This window comes from Algoriphagus antarcticus, from assembly GCF_002150685.1.
Lineage (GTDB): Bacteria > Bacteroidota > Bacteroidia > Cytophagales > Cyclobacteriaceae > Algoriphagus > Algoriphagus antarcticus.
Genome location: NZ_MSSW01000096.1, coordinates 1 through 16,258, shown reverse-complemented (window position 1 = coordinate 16,258; position 16,258 = coordinate 1). Strand labels below are relative to the sequence as shown.

18 protein-coding genes and 1 pseudogene are annotated in these 16,258 nt (G+C 37.3%); all 19 read right to left on the bottom strand.

The window, feature by feature from the left end; translation table 11 throughout:
* Positions 1 to 280: 280 nt before the first annotated feature.
* The gene (locus tag BVH04_RS25930; protein ID WP_205635920.1) at positions 281 to 466 is read right to left on the bottom strand and encodes a hypothetical protein; all 186 of its coding nucleotides are present in this window, start codon (positions 464 to 466) and stop codon (positions 281 to 283) included.
* Positions 454 to 645: pseudogene (locus BVH04_RS25925) on the bottom strand (Fic family protein); the annotation flags it as partial. The gene BVH04_RS25930 and the pseudogene BVH04_RS25925, both read right to left, overlap by 13 nt.
* A gap of 30 nt (positions 646 to 675) precedes the next feature.
* A complete protein-coding gene (locus BVH04_RS25920; RefSeq protein WP_205635918.1) occupies positions 676 to 1,128 on the bottom strand; it encodes a Fic family protein in 453 nt (150 codons plus the stop codon).
* A 9-nt stretch (positions 1,129 to 1,137) separates the two neighbouring features.
* On the bottom strand, positions 1,138 to 1,446 hold the full coding sequence (locus BVH04_RS25915; RefSeq protein ID WP_205635917.1) for a hypothetical protein: 309 nt from the start codon (positions 1,444 to 1,446) through the stop codon (positions 1,138 to 1,140).
* A gap of 415 nt (positions 1,447 to 1,861) precedes the next feature.
* Complete coding sequence (locus tag BVH04_RS23230) at positions 1,862 to 2,839, bottom strand: NAD(P)-dependent alcohol dehydrogenase (RefSeq protein WP_086543855.1); 978 nt, start codon at positions 2,837 to 2,839, stop codon at positions 1,862 to 1,864.
* Between the two features lie 235 nt (positions 2,840 to 3,074).
* Positions 3,075 to 4,406, bottom strand: a complete 1,332-nt coding sequence (locus BVH04_RS23225; RefSeq protein ID WP_086543854.1) for an ATP-binding protein — start codon at positions 4,404 to 4,406, stop codon at positions 3,075 to 3,077.
* A complete protein-coding gene (locus BVH04_RS25605; RefSeq protein WP_169714497.1) occupies positions 4,406 to 4,567 on the bottom strand; it encodes a hypothetical protein in 162 nt (53 codons plus the stop codon). Before BVH04_RS25605 ends, BVH04_RS23225 begins: the two co-directional genes overlap by 1 nt.
* A 156-nt stretch (positions 4,568 to 4,723) precedes the next feature.
* Positions 4,724 to 6,274 (bottom strand): prolyl oligopeptidase family serine peptidase, encoded by a 1,551-nt coding sequence (locus tag BVH04_RS23220; RefSeq protein ID WP_240511036.1) that lies wholly within the window; start codon positions 6,272 to 6,274, stop codon positions 4,724 to 4,726.
* 192 nt (positions 6,275 to 6,466) lie between these two features.
* Positions 6,467 to 8,638 (bottom strand): xanthine dehydrogenase family protein molybdopterin-binding subunit, encoded by a 2,172-nt coding sequence (locus tag BVH04_RS23215; RefSeq protein ID WP_086543862.1) that lies wholly within the window; start codon positions 8,636 to 8,638, stop codon positions 6,467 to 6,469.
* Between the two features lie 4 nt (positions 8,639 to 8,642).
* Entirely contained in the window at positions 8,643 to 9,119 is a 477-nt protein-coding gene (locus tag BVH04_RS23210) for a (2Fe-2S)-binding protein (RefSeq protein WP_086543852.1), read from the bottom strand.
* 148 nt (positions 9,120 to 9,267) lie between these two features.
* Complete coding sequence (locus BVH04_RS23205) at positions 9,268 to 10,095, bottom strand: metallophosphoesterase family protein (protein WP_086543851.1); 828 nt, start codon at positions 10,093 to 10,095, stop codon at positions 9,268 to 9,270.
* A gap of 175 nt (positions 10,096 to 10,270) precedes the next feature.
* On the bottom strand, positions 10,271 to 10,987 hold the full coding sequence (locus tag BVH04_RS23200) for a CPBP family intramembrane glutamic endopeptidase (protein WP_086543850.1): 717 nt from the start codon (positions 10,985 to 10,987) through the stop codon (positions 10,271 to 10,273).
* A 162-nt stretch (positions 10,988 to 11,149) separates the two neighbouring features.
* A complete protein-coding gene (locus BVH04_RS23195; RefSeq protein ID WP_240511035.1) occupies positions 11,150 to 11,467 on the bottom strand; it encodes a helix-turn-helix domain-containing protein in 318 nt (105 codons plus the stop codon).
* Positions 11,439 to 11,588 carry a type II toxin-antitoxin system RelE/ParE family toxin gene (locus tag BVH04_RS26275; protein ID WP_262481385.1) on the bottom strand — a complete coding sequence of 50 codons (150 nt, stop codon included), beginning with the start codon at positions 11,586 to 11,588 and terminating at the stop codon, positions 11,439 to 11,441. Before BVH04_RS26275 ends, BVH04_RS23195 begins: the two co-directional genes overlap by 29 nt.
* A 491-nt stretch (positions 11,589 to 12,079) precedes the next feature.
* The gene (locus BVH04_RS23185; protein ID WP_140160652.1) at positions 12,080 to 12,466 is read right to left on the bottom strand and encodes a hypothetical protein; all 387 of its coding nucleotides are present in this window, start codon (positions 12,464 to 12,466) and stop codon (positions 12,080 to 12,082) included.
* 157 nt (positions 12,467 to 12,623) lie between these two features.
* On the bottom strand, positions 12,624 to 12,998 hold the full coding sequence (locus BVH04_RS23180) for a glyoxalase (RefSeq protein ID WP_116116564.1): 375 nt from the start codon (positions 12,996 to 12,998) through the stop codon (positions 12,624 to 12,626).
* 544 nt (positions 12,999 to 13,542) lie between these two features.
* Complete coding sequence (locus BVH04_RS23175) at positions 13,543 to 14,289, bottom strand: receptor L domain-containing protein (protein WP_086543846.1); 747 nt, start codon at positions 14,287 to 14,289, stop codon at positions 13,543 to 13,545.
* A 269-nt stretch (positions 14,290 to 14,558) separates the two neighbouring features.
* Complete coding sequence (locus BVH04_RS23170) at positions 14,559 to 15,230, bottom strand: hypothetical protein (protein WP_086543845.1); 672 nt, start codon at positions 15,228 to 15,230, stop codon at positions 14,559 to 14,561.
* Between the two features lie 204 nt (positions 15,231 to 15,434).
* Positions 15,435 to 16,181 carry a hypothetical protein gene (locus BVH04_RS23160; protein ID WP_116116562.1) on the bottom strand — a complete coding sequence of 249 codons (747 nt, stop codon included), beginning with the start codon at positions 16,179 to 16,181 and terminating at the stop codon, positions 15,435 to 15,437.
* Positions 16,182 to 16,258 lie beyond the last annotated feature (77 nt).

The window sequence follows — 16,258 nt, the reverse complement described above, 5'->3', positions numbered from 1 at the left end:
GGTTTACTTCGGTCATCGGTCTTCCAACCCGTTGACCAAAGAGATTTCGCTTACTGGCAGAAAAGCGTACAAACAGAATGAAAATTCTATTCATTTGTCATTGTTTTATGTTCGTTTGTATTTTTGAGCCTGTACCACATCGTTTGGGTGTAATGCTTATCAGCACACCAAAATAATAAATTAATCCTCAACCGTGCCGGCAAGTGTTATAGCTTGAGTAGCACTGATGTTTCCCGCGTTTTTTTTTTGCGGTGGCAGTGTTGTTGGTTCGTGGATTATTTTATGATCCTATGATTTTCAGCTTAGCTTTATCATGTTCTCTAAATGCATTACTTGCTTCCAGATGTTTTTCCATGGTATTCATATCCTCACCGATTATTGTAGCACTAAATTCCCATGCCCTTTGCATCATACGGATGTATGCAGAAGGGTCATTTTGACGGGTAAGCCGTCTTAATGCACCCACATAATCATCACGATAAACAGTGGGGATAATACTTTTTTTGCTTGATTTTCCCTTACTAATTCTGCATTCATCATCACTCTTGCAATACGCCCGTTACCGTCTAAGAAAGGATGCACTTCACTCACCAAAAACATCAGGTAAATTGCTTTTGCAAAGGGATGCATTAAGGCTTGATAATAATCAAAACCCTTTGCTAAAGTACCCTTGACCTAACTATGGTCAACAAAATACGTGTCTCCAGCTCTGTTGTTTTTATCCTTAAACTGACCAGGGTTCATGGATGTCCTGGCATTCAACAATACTTTATGTCGGTATAAAAGTATTTCCAATAGTTGTTCGGAGCTTGTCGGTATAATACCCATTTCAGTTTTATTACTGACAAGTTTGTATGTTCCCATCACATCATGTGAATCTTCCTCACGGGTGGGCACTGGGGTATCTGTTTCTATGATACGTCTTGCATCTTCCAGTTCAAATTCTGTCCCTTCTATGTAATTGGAAAAATAGGCTTCAAAAAAAGCAAAGTTGCGGAGCGATTGGTCGATTGCATTTTTTTCAGGGAGGTTTGCAAATTCCTGTTGCTTTAATGCTACAAACAATTTCTCCAACAATTGCAATCTTGAAGGGTCATAAGGATTGCCAAATGCCCTTGCAACAGCCAACGGCGATGATCATATTTTTGAAGGATGTGTAGAAAGCAGTGCACTGATGAGTTTATTCAATTTTTCAAACTCTATTTTCATGTCGAGTTTGTCAGCTATTACTCTTGCATTTTCTCTCAACTCATTTAATCCTGCTTCATTTTTCACCCTGACCACGCCTTCTAATCTTTCTTCAATTTCAGGCAGGGTATGTGTTTTTGACTCAGGACCTTGTTGGCGGCTTATTTGGAAGTTTTCCAATAATGCTCTTTCCATTTGCGAAGCAAACAACTCACCAGAAAAGCGATTATCGCCAGCTATTGGTGCATGACCTTTCATAAACCGAAGTGTAATACCTGGCAGGTTTATCTTTTTTGTGTACGTGTATGGAAGAAAAATATGCCCTGTAGATGTAGGCTGAAATTCCAACGCCGACCTGTGGCTAAGAATAGCGCTAGAAAATAACTTTCCAAGAATGGTGAACAGGTTGCGTCTAATGATTATTTCTGGGCTATCGGCAAAGTTATATTCGAGGAGCTATTTTTCGCAATTTCCCTGCTTTTTCCAGCTTAGAAATTTGTTTGCTTACCTGTGTTTCGCTGGAAGAAAAAACCATTTCCTGAAGATATATGGGTAAAATATTTTCATTTAAAGAAAGGATTAGGGACATTTGAATTATCAAAAAATGGAAGAGATAACGTGTTAAAAGTAAAATTTTCCGCTAGATGTAGTGTAACTTTTAGCATTTTAACTATCACTCTGCGTTCACTCGAATTACAATTTTTCCTTTGTGATGCCATTCACCAAAGTACTGAATTAATCTCGGAGTTTCTTCCAAAGGATAAGGGCCATCAATTTGACAGGTAATTTTTTTCTGAATTACCAATTCACTTATATAATCCAACCCTTCATTTGGCTTCAAGCTGAGTATTTGAAGTTTTTTCGTGGAGAATAAGGAGAAAAGCTTACTCCAAAATAGTAAGTTGATTAAGTCGATCAGATTACCACCAATTGTAACATAGTTACCATTTGGCTTCAATGCCTTGAGATAGGAAAACGGGGATTTGTTGGTTTTACAATCTAAAATCAAATCATACTGTTCTCCCAATTTCGTGAAATCGTACATGTAATAATCTATCAGCTGGTCATAACCCAGTGAAGTCATCATCTCAAATTTCTCTGCCGAATCTACTCCTGTTACCTCGCAATTTTTAAGTTTTGCCAATTGAAGTCCTATTGTGCCAACGCCGCCACCGCCACCGTTTATTAAAATTTTCTGTCCTTCCTTGATCTTTCCCAGATCTCTAAGTGCTTGCAAAGCAAGAGCAGATGCATGTGGAATAGCCGTTGCTACTTCAAAACTCAATGCCTCAGGTTTCTTAAGTACAGAATCCTCATGGACACTTATATACTCTGAAAAAGTCCCAAATCCATAAGTTGATATATCGCCAAATACTGCATCTCCAACTTTTAACTTCCTAACATCAGAGCCAATACCTTCAACTAAACCCGCCAGTTCCATGCCAGCGATTCTATGTTTTGGTTTGAATAGCCCAAACATCAGCCGATACAGATACGGCTTACCTCTGACAATACTCCAGTCATAATCATTGACGGCAGTAGCATAAATTTTTATTAGAACTTCGTTTGCTTTAGGAATAGGCTTGGCTAGATCTTTTATTTCAAGAACCTTATTAGGTAATCCATATTTCTCAAAAAGTACAGCTTTCATGGGTTTTTTATTTTTTTAGGGGCTACAGCCAGTATGAGAAAAGAGTGGTTTTTGGATCACTGCCCTATGGTTTTACCACTGTGCGTTGGTTAACCATACGCTTTGATCCCTCAAAGTGGCGGTATAAGTTTGGCTTTGAGCGACTAGGTCCTGAATGCTTTCGGGATGTATGGCTGAGAAGGGAGCTGTGTTTTTATCCGCCATTTATCCGCCATTTGATCTTTTTATCCGCCATTTATTCGTCAATTCTATTTTTGTAAATGTATTTGGTCGTTTTTCTTTCTCCCGATTTGTATAACAATCCTATTTCAGTAAGCTCTGTTAAATCTCTAAGTGCTGTTCTATCTGATACATCAAATTTCTCTTTATACTGGCTGGTCGTTATTTCTGCCTTTGATTTCCATAAGAGCAAAGCTTCAAATTGGCGTTCATTTAATTCATATCGGCTTAAATGTTTTTGGTTATAAACGTCTTTGTAAATTGTTACAACAATCCCACCAGTCATTTCTGCAATTTCAGGAGTCGGTAACCCAGCAGATTTACACTCATCAAAAATTTTTAAAGTTCCCCTTCCCCAAGATTCAATTAAGCCCCCTTTAAAGAAAACATCCGCCAGAATTGGGTTTCGAGGGTGAGAAGCATGTTTGTGTTTTAAATCTTCCAATGTCATTGGTTCTAGCAATGTGCCAAAATTCCAAACCATGATCTTATCATCATAAAGGCTGATTTGAATAGGTGCTCCCATATACTGACGGTGAACAATAGCATTTAAAAGCGTTTCTCTTATCGCTTCATAAGGATATTCGTTAGTCTCAACTCTATGCAACCCGTCATACGAAATCGACTTTTTGAAATACTTCTTATCCAGTATTTCCAGCGTTAGGTTCGCCAACTCAAAAGCATTTCCCTCTATAACTTCTTGAGACAATAAATCATTATCAGATTTCCCAAATTTTCCGATTTTAACATAAGCATTAATACAGAAATTTCTGGGATCTTTACCAAAAAGCAATACTGCAGAATTTTTTAGTTTTCCGTATTTTGTGAGTCGCAGATTCTCAAAAATCTGTTGAATATCATTCTCATTTTCTACCTGTGGTAAACGTCCACTTTTAAAGGCCCCTCTTTTAAAGGATCCAACTGCTTTTTCGTCAATATCTTCAAAAGTAGCACAAGGTTCTATTACATCATCCCAAGTTTTGCCAGTTTTTCGAAGTAAAAATTCATTGAGTGCTGTGCCTTGCAATTCTTGTTTCCTACTACCACTTCTGTAATGGTATTTCCCGTGAAAAGAAATAGGTACATCATGAGGTTGAACTTCTATTTCTATATAGTATTTGTCCGCTTCCTGATGAATATTTACTTCACAGACTAAACCTAAACCAGCTATGATTTTGTTCGGAATGTCTTCCATCAAGCGTTTGTACTTTTCTACACCGACCACATTGCCCTTGTCATCTTTACCAATAAAGATTTTGCCACCTCTAGCATTGGCAAAGCCACATATCCATTTTAGATATTCATCTCTCCAACTTTGTTTCCATTCTATGTTTTGACTCTCTGCCATTACAAAATTTTTCTTCTGACAATACTCCAGTCATAATCATTGACGGCAGTAGCATAAATTTTTATTAGAACTTCGTTTGCTTTAGGAATAGGCTTGGCTAGATCTTTTATTTCAAGAACCTTATTAGGTGATCCATATTTCTCAAAAAGTACAGCTTTCATGGGTTTTTTATTTTTTTAGGGGACAACGCTTAGTATAAAAATAAGTAGCCTACTAAGTGCCACTTGCTTGCCAAGTTACACGAACGCTTTGCAGGCTACGACCTTAGAATCTACTACTGAACCGGCTATTTTCATATACATTATTAAAGGTTGGCTTTATTCATTGAGTTGTTTCAATCTATCAATCGAATTTTTATTCTGCGAATTCAATTCTAAGGATTTTTTAAAATTTTCGATCGCCTTGCTTTTATTACCACTAAATAGATATCCCTCCGCCAGACTATCAAAAAGATTTGCGGAATTTGGATAAAGTTCTATTGCAAATAAAAAAATATTTATCCCTTGATCAGAAGTGTTCGGATTGAAAACAAGTTGCAGACCAAGCGTATTTAGGTCGCCTTCAGCGATTTTAAATGAAGGATACTGTTTTAAAGTCGAATTATATAGTTGGGAAAGGCTCTGATAGTTCTGGCTGGATGCTAAATCATTAAAATCCTGAAAAGTGAACACTAGACCTTCTGTTTGATTAGTTCTTTGAGTTATCAAACCCTTTCCAACTCCATTATCAAAAGGCTTATTGTCAATGAATTTTAATGCTTTATCGTCATTTTCCAGAAAGGCACTTAAAAAATTTAAAGTATAAATCGAAGCCCATTTGTAGGATTCCATTATTTCAGAATCGCTTTTGTCTTGTCTTTTATCTCTATCTGCGAATAGAATTCCTAAAGTGCTGAAATAGGAATGTGTTAAATTATTGAATTTAAATCGGTAAGCTTTGCTTTTAGGTATACTGTCATACAGTTCAAATCTCGTATTGAGTTCAGCATCTATGTTGTCTTCTATGAGAACTTTTTCTGGAATATCTTTCTGTGCCATATGAAGGTATGGAACATCCATTTTTTCAATATTAAAGAAAGGGGATTCTTTTAATAGCGCATATTGATATCTTTCTGTGCCGTCGAGACTGACAATCGCCTTTACTTTTTCGTTTCGATTTTGGGCAATCACATTTGCTAAACCACCAAAACTAAAGCCCATGACTGCGAATTTATTATAATTTGCTATCGGAAATTTACCAACCTCTTTTATCAAAAACTCCACATCTCTAGCTTGAGTCTCCATTTCCTTTGCATTGTTATTGCTAAACCAACGTGTTTCTGTTCCTCGACTTGGACTTGAAATCACAATGTATCCGTGGCTAGCTAAATATTCACATAGCGCAAAGTTCTCTATTGATGATGCTTGATGGCTTGGTGCGTAAACTATGGTAGGGAATTTACCATTGGCAAATTCGATTTCAGAGTAAGCTTTTGTTTGCTCATTGAGGTGATTTTGATTTGCAGGTGTATTGGAGTAGTAAAACCAGTTTAGTAGTTGTTCGTTTGGCAGATATTCCCATTCCTCTTCTTCTTTGAAGATTTGAAAATAATCCAAAATCTTCATTGGATTTTTATCTCCTGTGTTTTGTTCAGAAGGATACCATATACTTACTGGAATTGGTCTTGCAATTTTTTTGTTACTGAAATCATAGGTTCTACTATAAGTTCTTGTACTGTCAGAAGTAGTATAGTGTCGAAATCCTACTATATATTTTCCGTTGTCTAAGTTAATTTCCTTAAGTGAAGTTTGGCCATTACTTTCATAAGACTGGAAAAGCACAAAGATTAATAAAATTGCAATTCGCATAATAAATGTTCTAGTACCCATTTCTAAGGATTCGATATTTTTATAATTATCACAGTTTGGTTAAGCTTTCCACAAAAACTTACCAACATTTTTTGAATTATAAACCGCCATTAGAATCGAATAAAGCCACTTTATCTTACAAAAACTGATACTATCAAATACAAGCATCTACCTGTACCATTCCCTATTAGGGTGGCTAAGTTTCTAATTTGCCTAACTTCTCAATACCTCCAAAACCCGCTCTGGTGTAAAGGGAAGATGTCTTAATTTTTTCCCGGTCAAAGTCAAAAATGCATTGGCAATAGCACAAGCAACCATCGGAGTGGCTGTTTCTCCGACACCTTCAGGATGCGAATTTGAAGAAATCAAAAATGTCTCGATGTCATCCGGTACATCTTCCATCCGGAGTAGCTCGTATTCATGAAAATTAGATTGCTGCACTTTGCCATCAACTATGGTGATTTGCTCCTTCAGCGCGCTGCTTATCCCCATGATAATTCCACCTTCCATTTGAGCCTTTACATTGTCCGGATGGATGATCACTCCTGCATCTAGAGCTATCCAGAAATTATGAACAGTGATTTTGCCAGAGTCTCGATCCACTGATATTTCACATACTCCGGAACCGAGTGATCCATGTTCCACAAATGCTACTCCTTTGGCGCGATCTGATGCAGTAGTTTTATTCCATTGAGAAAGCTCCTCCACTTTTACTAAAGTTGCTAACGCCCGAGGAGAATTTTTCATCAGCCTCTTCCTAAATTGAAGTGGATCTTTTCCTTGGTCTTTGGCGATTTCATCCAGCATGCATTCGATCGCAAATTTATTGGGGCCATGGCCCACAGACCTCCAGTGCTTTATCCGAATTCCATTGCTGGCTTCTCTCCATTCTGCAAATTGATTCGGTATGTCGTAATGATCGTTTTGTACACCACTTGCTACCAGACCTCCTCCATCGCCAACTACTACATGCGAAAAACCTGTAAGATTTCCTTGTGCGTCTGTGCTCGCAGTTAACCGTTGAAGAGATAATGGCCGAAAAGCCCCATAAGTCATATCATCCTCTCTGGTCCAAAACAACTTTACCGGGCATGGAGCCATTTCCTTTGCTAGAATTGCACATTCCTCCACAAAATCATTCATGCTTCTCCTTCCGAATCCTCCGCCTAAATATTGGAGGTGAATAGTCACATTTTCAGGCGGAATTCCGAGTATTTCGGGAACACCAAGTTTGGTATCGAAACCTTGCTGACTTCCTACCCATACTTCTGCACTTCCTAGATCCCCGGATACTTTAATGACCGCATTCAAAGGCTCCATTTGAGCATGGTAGACGTAATCGTTTTTAAAATCTGAAGTAAAGGTTTTGGCTGCCAACCTATGAGCCTGTTTTACATTTCCTTTTTCAGTAAGCACCCTTCCTGGATCTTTGCTAGCCGCTATTTTTTCATAGCTACCATAGATTTCCTGTGATTGATGATCTGAGGCTTTGGATTCACTCCAAGCTATAGCGAGTTTTTTCTTTGCTGCCAAAGCTTCCTCCAAAGAATTGGCTACCACACCAATACCATAATCCAACGGGATGATTTTCAATACGCCTTTAGATGCTGATATTTCAGGTTCATTCAAAAGAGTAGGTTTTGACCCGTGTAGGTTCCCTCTTTCAATTACTCCAAAAAGCATATCCGGAAGCCGAATATCTATTGAGAATTTAGCTTGTCCAGTTACTTTTTCCGGAATATCAGTCCGTTGAATATTTTTTCCCACTAGTTGAAAATCACTGGGATCTTTAAGCTGACCCTCTGAAAATTCAGGAAGGCTGGCTGGCATTTGCAAAAAAGAAACCAATTCCCCGTAACTGATTTCCTTGTTAGATTTTTCATGGACTACCTTGCTTTTTTTAGTACTGAGTTCAGCAATAGGCAGATCCCAATGGCTAGCAGCACTGTGAAGTAATACATATCTAGCTTGAGCACCCGCTGTACGCATAGTAGTATAATAACTGTTGGTCGTTCGACTACCTACCGTGAACATCATCTTAGTACCGGGTGACCAGCCGGGTGAACCATAAATCTCAGATTCTTGGGGAGAAAACTCTACGGAAACTTTGCTCCAGTCGGCATCCATTTCTTCGGCAAAAAGCATGGGTAAGGAGGTCATCGAACCCTGTCCCATTTCTGAAGCTGGATTAAAAATGGTGATATCGCCATTTTCACTAAGTTTTACCCAAGCTGTGACCTCATGTTTTTCAAGGACTTTTTCGATTTCCTCAGGACTGGAACAGGAAACCAACTGAGGCAAAATTCCCGAAGCACCTACAAAAAGAGCTATTCCTCCAGATGATTTTAGAAAATCTCTTCGGCTATATGTTGATGATTTTTTCATAGCCTTAACTGTTTGATGGGATTTCGTTTTTGGCAACCATTTCAATGGCTTTGATGACGCGAAGATATGTTCCGCAGCGACAGAGGATTCCGTTCATCTTTGATTTGATTTCTTCTCTACTGGGGTTTGGGTTTTCTTCCAATAGCGCGGCAGCTTGCATGATTTGACCCGATTGACAATAGCCACATTGCGGCGCCTGAGATGCTATCCAAGCTTTTTGTAGTGGATGGTCACCATTTTCTGAGAGTCCTTCAATCGTTCTGATTTTTTGTCCCTCCGAAAAATCTTGGACTTGAAGCACGCAAGCTCTCATAGGAGTTTTATCTATATGAATGGTGCAAGCCCCACATTGAGCTATCCCACATCCGTACTTGGTGCCTGTAAGTCCCAAATGCTCACGAATCACCCAAAGAAGGGAAGTGCCCTCATCAACGTCCACCTCGTAAGCTATATCGTTTATTTCAAGTTTATAGTTAGCCATAGCAAAAGAAAATTTCCCTTTAAAGTACCTAAATCTAGGTGTTTATGGAAGGAAATCCATTCCATCCATTTTTAAACATTCACCTCATCCTACTCAAAACAAGCCTGAAAGATCTAAAATGGAAAGGTTATGGAAAGAGCCATAGACTTTAAATTTGATGTGCATTCAAAATCACGCCGTCTGAAATCCGTTTTAAAGCTGTTCTAGTTTTTCCCTGTTCATCTACTTCGCAGACGCGATAGCTCGGAAAGGGATTCCCCCAACTTCCGCCAAAATGTCCCGACCAGAAGTACGGCTTTTTTTGACTCCAACTAATACCATCCACATCATGATCATGTCCATGGAAAGTTGCTTTCACATTTGGATAGCTAGCAATGAGATCAAGAACTCCCTGGCAATCCACTCCATGTCTAGTCCAGTCTTTTTGCGAGATATGGATAAAAATGAATACCTGCTTCAGGGGTTGTGTTTCGGCTAAAGCTGTTCGTAAAAAATCCAGATCCACACATAAGTAATCTCCAGCCTCATTGGAAGAGTTGAGAATAATCATGCCGTAATGATCCTTGACTGTAAAAAATGTATTGGAAGATTGACCCCAGATTTCAAGCCATCTGGATTCGGATACTTTATCGTGATTTCCTTTCGCTACATAATAAGGCAAGGGTAACAACTGGTCATAGACTTTTTTCACTTCCGGCATAAAGCCTGGATCATCATGAATCAAATCCCCATTGAAGACGACCAAGTCCACATCAGATTCACGTTTGATCCCTTCAATCAGGTTTTGGTGGGAAGTTTTAAAATCAGTTTCAGGTTGCCCAAAATGACCGTCTGAAGCGGTGATGAATTTAAACACGGGTAGAAATGCTTCCTCGTACTGAGTTTTAGAAAGCGATACTGGATAGCCCGCCATTGGCAAGGTGACCAAACCGCTTCCGAGCAGGGTCAAGTTTTTGAGAAAAGGTCGTCTATTCATGCTGGGATTATTCTTTTATATGTATATCCGATATGTTGCACGTACGTTCTTAGCATCAATGGATAATGTTCAATTTAGGCCATTCCTCCTTATCAAAGGGGGCCAGGGGGATTTTATTCAAAGTAAAAGCCATACTTAATTTTGCTACGTGTAAGATTACGAATACTCGTATTTTTTATAGGATGTCGGCTGTCGTTTTTACTTTCTCCTGTCTAATCTCGCGACTTTCTGAAGGAACAAAATATTTTACAACAAGAAAAACAATTACTGGAACAAGCCATAGGCCTACTAAAGAAAACCAATCGCTTATCGCATTTCCACCTGTTGAGATCAGCAACCCCTCTCCTAACGGACCATGAGAAAAAATCGTGTTGAATGTGAAATTCCAACCTAAATGTAGCCCGAGAGCAATAAAAATAGAATTGGTTTTTGCGAATGCCAATGCCCAAGCATAACCCATAAATCCTGTGCCTATGAAAACAAAAAACATCGGAACCACATTTCCAAAAATCCCAAACGAAAACCAATGGTAAATCCCAAATGCAATAGCTGAAATTAAAATAGCTTTTCCTGCCCCAAGTCTATTTATTAAGATAACTAGCAAAGCGCCTCGAAAGACCAATTCTTCGGTCAACACAGAAATAAAATCCCACCTCAGACTATCAAAAAATTGGTAGGCACTAAAACCCCCATTTAGATGCCATTCTGAAGATTGCAACAGTATTTCTAATGTTTGAATTCCTACGCAAAGAACAGCTGTAAACAAAAAACCACCTGCAAATTGGGTTAGTCTTTTTAAAATTGGTAAGAAGCCCAGTGCCAAAATACTTTTCTTTTCGATTAGATAAAGTAGGATCCAAGAAACAGCCAATATGATTACAATTCCTAACATTGATTTTTCATGTTTTCTTAATTACCTCCTAAGGGTTCTGCATGGAGACCGCGGGCATTCGGAGCCTTTTATTTCAAGCTTTCTTCTATCTTCTTTAAGATATTGATTTTCATAAGTACCCGATCCCTTCAGCTGTATCCAAGGTGATGTTGTGCTGCGCTTTTATTTTATCGTCAAGGAAATTCTCTTTCCTAAACCTATTTCCAATATTCTGTATAGAGTTGATAGTTGAATATCACTTTTCCCATTTTCAATTCTGGATATAAAGCTTTTTTTTGTTCCTGTTTTCTCGGCAAGTTGTTCCTGAGTCATCTCGGCAAGTCTTCTCTCATTTTTAATAAGTTCACCAATTGCAAATGCCTTCGCCTTGGCTTCAAATACCATTCTATTTTCCGTGCCTGACTCTCCGTACCTTTTTTCCAAATGTTGTTCAAAGGTTGTTATTGAATCATTATTTTCCATAGTGTTTATTTTTTTCATTAAAGTACTCCTCTTTGATTTTAAGCGCTTTATCTATTTCTTTCTGGGGTGTCTTTTGTGATTTTTTTTGAAAGCCATTGAAAAGCACAATTAAATTCCCTTCGTCGAAACAGCAAAATATGCGCTAAATATTGCTGCTAAACTCCACTCTAATTTCGTAGAGACCATCGCAACCTGTCCTATGAGCGAAAAATTTGCCTGGGATTCTTTCAAGCACCGTAATTAGATAAAGGACTTCATCAATTTTACCCTTTACTTACTCTGGTAGTCTGGTGAAAAAGTCATTGAAATGCTCTTTATAAAAAATCAGGCTTCTCTCTTTTTCAATGCTCTAAAGTTAACGGATAATGGAACAAAATCGTTTGTTAGAGAATAAATTTATGTGAGTAAGGGATTTATAAAGTATAGCGCAATGTGTTATATCCGCTACCGGGTCTACCTCATTTCTATGGTCAGTGCGGATTAGAAAGAACTAACCTTTCATGCTGTTCATAGCTATTTTTATATGGCGTTTATTGTATTCGCTTAAAAGTTCTACGAATTCCATATTCGTCCAGAAGTTCTAGAGAATCAGCAGTTAAGTGACGATTTCCGCTTTTCCTTCTTTCATCATTAGGTCATATGAATATAAACTTCATCATTCTTAATCTTGAATTCAAGAAAAGGTGAGTCGGTATTAATCTCTATCCAATCGTCCTCATGTTTCTTCGGTCTATATTCAAAATATTCCTGTTGAAAACTTTGGCCATTAAAGTCAAATGAAAATTCCATCACATATCCACTTTCCGACTCTTCCTTTTTGGTCAGGTGGTTCTTAATAAAGGTTTTCTCTACGAATGTCCTATTTAGAATCTCTTGAGGTCGTTCGAGTGAATCACGTTCATATCGTTCAAGCATCCAAGTTCCATTTAATTTGTTGGCCTTTTCATTAATCGCTTCATTCGCCTGTCCGAAAGTGAGAAGCGGGCAAATTCTCAATAGGATCGCGATTATTCTCATAGGCATTATTGAAGGCAACAATCAAATAAACACGAAGGCATTTACTCCCATTATAATTTTAAATCAATCTAGGAAGTTTTGGATTTTGTAAAGAGAATGGATCGCTCTGAAATCACAATTTTCAAATTGACTCAAGTGAAGTCTTAGGTAGAAATTTCTAAAGGATGCGGATTTGACTCCTGATTCGCTCAATGATAAGGCTCATGATCCGTTTATTGTACAGGTTGGTATCTGTGCTGTAGACGGCTAACTCGTCAAGGGTAAGCATGCCAAGGGTGACCCCAATCAGTTTGTTCTTTAACACGATGTTTTTCTGCAGGCTGTTTTCTATAAAGAGAACTTTGTTTTCAGGGGATAAAGAATAATAAGAGTTCTTAGATTCAGAGATATGATTTTTGAAAAGCTGAATTAAAAGCTGATTTTGAAGTTTTAGAATAGGGCGTAGCGTGAGTGTCTGAAACTTTTCTTCATCTGTACTGTTCTCAAACTCTTTAGTCTTAATGATTGGTCTTAGATCTAATCTGCTTGTCATGGGTAACTTTTTTTTGCTTGAATTTGATGGTTTGTGAGTTGGTTGAGGAACAAAACCACAGATCAAACACCTTAAGCGCTCTGAATGTTAAAGAAAATAAGATCTCCTACAGGCATTTGCCGAGGGACAATTATAAGCTGGAACTGTTTGGCTAAAACGTTAGCCTTTTCACAAGAATGTAATCTCCCAGCCTAGGGTTGATTAATCGAAACTAGGTTCTTCGCCGCACACATCAATTAAGTTGAGGGCTGTTTATACAGAAAATAAGTATGAGACACCTTTAGGGTAAACTAGCTGTTCGTTGGTGAGGAAAACCAACATTTCCGAGAAAACTTAAAAAAACAACGGGTTTGTATATGGCTCGTAGCGTGCAAATTATTAAATCACTTTCGGATTAGCACGAGCCGAATTTTTAAATTTTTCCTATTACCTTTTTTACTCAATAAGCCAAATTTAAAAATTTGGCGGACTTGCAAATACACCTTAACTTCGAATAAACAACTAACTAGCTATGAGCTATATATGTTGTTGGCAATAGTTTGTTTTAGTTAGAACAATTATTATTAACTAAGTCATTTAAAGAAGGATTATAGCTGTTGAATCCAGCTGAAAATAATATCGTTTGGCTATTTTCTTGCGCAAATACTACTAAAGAACAAAAATCAGTCAATGAATTGTTGGAAAAAATTCCAATGTTATCAGAAGAAGTGATTCCTTCTAAACCATTAATATTAATTAAATTAATATTATTCAGAATTATTATCTGAGGGATTTGCTCTAAATTTTCTAGTCCATTTAAGTTGGTTAATGATTTATTGTTAGAAAGAAAAAATTGGGTGCCAATATTAGTTAGACTCTTTAAATAATTTAAATTTTCCAAAATACTATTTTTTACAATGCTTACCCCATTAGAAACATTAGTTAAGCTAGTGAGACCAGATAATGACGTAAGTTCTCGATTATATTCAATTTCCAAAAAATCTAATTCTATAATATTTTCTAAACCTTGTAAAGATTTCAAGTTATCATTGTACTTAATAAATATACCACCATTAATTTTTTCTAAATTTTCTAATTTACTTAAGTCTTCTACATCATCTGTATAATTGATAATTAAATTTCCATTAATTATCTTATACTGTTGGATAGCTGGGTCTTCTAAATCTTCAATTGAGCGGATTTCCAAACTTCCTTCTAGTTGTGTTGTCAATTCTGCATTATTATCATCTGAAGAACAAGAGATTGTCAATAATACTAATGTGATTACTCCTAATAATTGTTTTTTATTCACGATAACTTTTCTTTAAATTTCTATTATAAACTTTCATAATTTTACTTTACAAATTTAATACTATATTTTTATTTTTTTATATCGAATAAATGATTTTTCGCTATGATGAGAAAATTACCTCTAACAGTTTGGCGCTTGGCGAAGAAGCGGATTTCGAAGCACTAAACTGTCTGCCAGCACTGAACTTGATACGAAGCACAAAGCTTCATTTAACCACTGAGCCCGCTTTTTTGCCAAACGCCTGTTACAAGCTGTGCTTCTTTCTGTCGTCATACAAATTTCGCTTCTCTTGTTAATTTACTTTTGTCTAAGTCCAAGTCGTTGCTAAACCAGTCAGTCAACACTTTTTCAATTTCACTTTTATTAAATGTCTTTGGGTTTCGTCTTGATTTTAAATAATTTTCTCGAGTCATTTTTTCGGCTACTTGTCCAACCGTTTGCAAGTCAAGTTCGTTTCCGATTTTATTTGTGAACCAAAGTCCAGAGATAGAAAACGCAAGTCCTAAAAGTCCGATTTGCCAATTAAAGAAGAGTCCAACGAGAGATGCCAGAAGCAAAATTGCAAGAGTCCCCGTCACCCAATGCGGTGGTCGTAAAATGTTGAGTTTAAAACCTAAATGCTTTTCCAATTTCTTTGTTCTTGAACGCCTGCTTTGACGTGGTAAAAGCTCAGTAAGAGGAAAGTCTGTCGAGATTGTTTTATTATCAATTTGAAGTGTCGATGAAATTGACTCACGTAGTTTGTAAAATGCTTGTTGGCTTGTACAGTTGTCTGAATTGTCAAGCTGAATTTTGTTTGTAATATGGTCGCAAAATTCTCCAAAGGTCTTGATATGAACCAATTCGTCACCAACGAACTTGATATCAAACGAAGTCTCAACTTTTACAAGTAGGTCTTCAATGTCTTCGGAGTCGATATTTTTAAGTTCGTAGTCTGTCATAGCATTGCTTGTAACGGTTTGGCACTTGGCGAAGAAGCAGATTTCGAAGCACTGAACTGTCTGCCACCACAAAACTTGATACGAAGCACAAAGCTTCATTTAACCACTGAACCGCCAATTTTTTGTAGGTGCTTTTAGCTACTGCCCGAATCCCGTCACGAAGCGCTATCGGTGTAGGTTTGCAGTCAGTTTGTTCAAGGCGATTTACATTCCTCCACATAGTGTTATTCTTGTCATAATATGAATACAATGAAAATAAAACGCAACCTCTTTCAAGGCATCTCTGACATCAGATAAAATATTTTCAACTTGCTTGAAAGCTTCAACGATGTTGTCATCATCGTCAATAAGCAACATTGTAAAAGTTCCTTTGGTCGGTGATGTTTTTTGTTCTTGAATTTCCTTTATAAATCCTCTAAGAGTGTCCGCCTTGAATTTTTGCATTGTATATTTTTTGTTGTCAAGCGAACTATTTTTAGTAATTGGGTAACGAAAGTAAGAGCTGTCTTGGTCGTATTTGCAAATGATTGGAAACAAGTCTGTAATTTTTTTTGTTTCCTGCCAATCACCTTTCGGTGCCTTTTCATTAAGTAAATTAATGTTTGGCAGTAGGAGCTTGTTTAACCAATACTCGTAAAGTTTATCAATGAAATGACAACTGTATAATTTCAGCCAAACTCCGTCAGTATATATTTCTGGTTCCTCGCTGTCAAATGGAACAGTTCCATAATTAATCTTCAACTTACGGTGAAATATTATAATAAGCGACTTCAAATACAACTCAATTGTATGTCTGTACAAAAAGTTTTGGGGCAATTCAGCTTGTTGAGTTGAGTCGTAATGTTCAAAATGATTTGCCTGTAAATGTTCAGCACTTTTGTAATAAGCATCGGCAGTAATTCCAAAACCTTTGTCGGGATGAAGTTCTATACCTGTCATTAAATATTGCATAGCGTTTGATTTTTTTTCTGTTCGTTTCTTGCAGTCAGTTTCTTGTTTGCACTGTCCTCACAGGTTGCAGCTAACGG

Bases quoted from the DNA above. Each gene is read 5' to 3' on its own strand.
- BVH04_RS23180 (WP_116116564.1), bottom strand. From the start codon at position 12,998: ATGACAAGCAGATTAGATCTAAGACCAATCATTAAGACTAAAGAGTTT.
- BVH04_RS23170 (WP_086543845.1), bottom strand. From the start codon at position 15,230: ATGACAGACTACGAACTTAAAAATATCGACTCCGAAGACATTGAAGAC.
- BVH04_RS23185 (WP_140160652.1), bottom strand. From the start codon at position 12,466: ATGAGAATAATCGCGATCCTATTGAGAATTTGCCCGCTTCTCACTTTC.
- BVH04_RS23200 (WP_086543850.1), bottom strand. From the start codon at position 10,987: ATGTTAGGAATTGTAATCATATTGGCTGTTTCTTGGATCCTACTTTAT.
- BVH04_RS23205 (WP_086543851.1), bottom strand. From the start codon at position 10,095: ATGAATAGACGACCTTTTCTCAAAAACTTGACCCTGCTCGGAAGCGGT.
- BVH04_RS25915 (WP_205635917.1), bottom strand. From the start codon at position 1,446: ATGAAAGGTCATGCACCAATAGCTGGCGATAATCGCTTTTCTGGTGAG.
- BVH04_RS23215 (WP_086543862.1), bottom strand. From the start codon at position 8,638: ATGAAAAAATCATCAACATATAGCCGAAGAGATTTTCTAAAATCATCT.
- BVH04_RS23230 (WP_086543855.1), bottom strand. From the start codon at position 2,839: ATGAAAGCTGTACTTTTTGAGAAATATGGATTACCTAATAAGGTTCTT.
- BVH04_RS25605 (WP_169714497.1), bottom strand. From the start codon at position 4,567: ATGAAAGCTGTACTTTTTGAGAAATATGGATCACCTAATAAGGTTCTT.
- BVH04_RS23160 (WP_116116562.1), bottom strand. From the start codon at position 16,181: ATGCAATATTTAATGACAGGTATAGAACTTCATCCCGACAAAGGTTTT.
- BVH04_RS23210 (WP_086543852.1), bottom strand. From the start codon at position 9,119: ATGGCTAACTATAAACTTGAAATAAACGATATAGCTTACGAGGTGGAC.
- BVH04_RS23225 (WP_086543854.1), bottom strand. From the start codon at position 4,406: ATGGCAGAGAGTCAAAACATAGAATGGAAACAAAGTTGGAGAGATGAA.
- BVH04_RS23195 (WP_240511035.1), bottom strand. From the start codon at position 11,467: ATGAAAAAAATAAACACTATGGAAAATAATGATTCAATAACAACCTTT.
- BVH04_RS23220 (WP_240511036.1), bottom strand. From the start codon at position 6,274: ATGGGTACTAGAACATTTATTATGCGAATTGCAATTTTATTAATCTTT.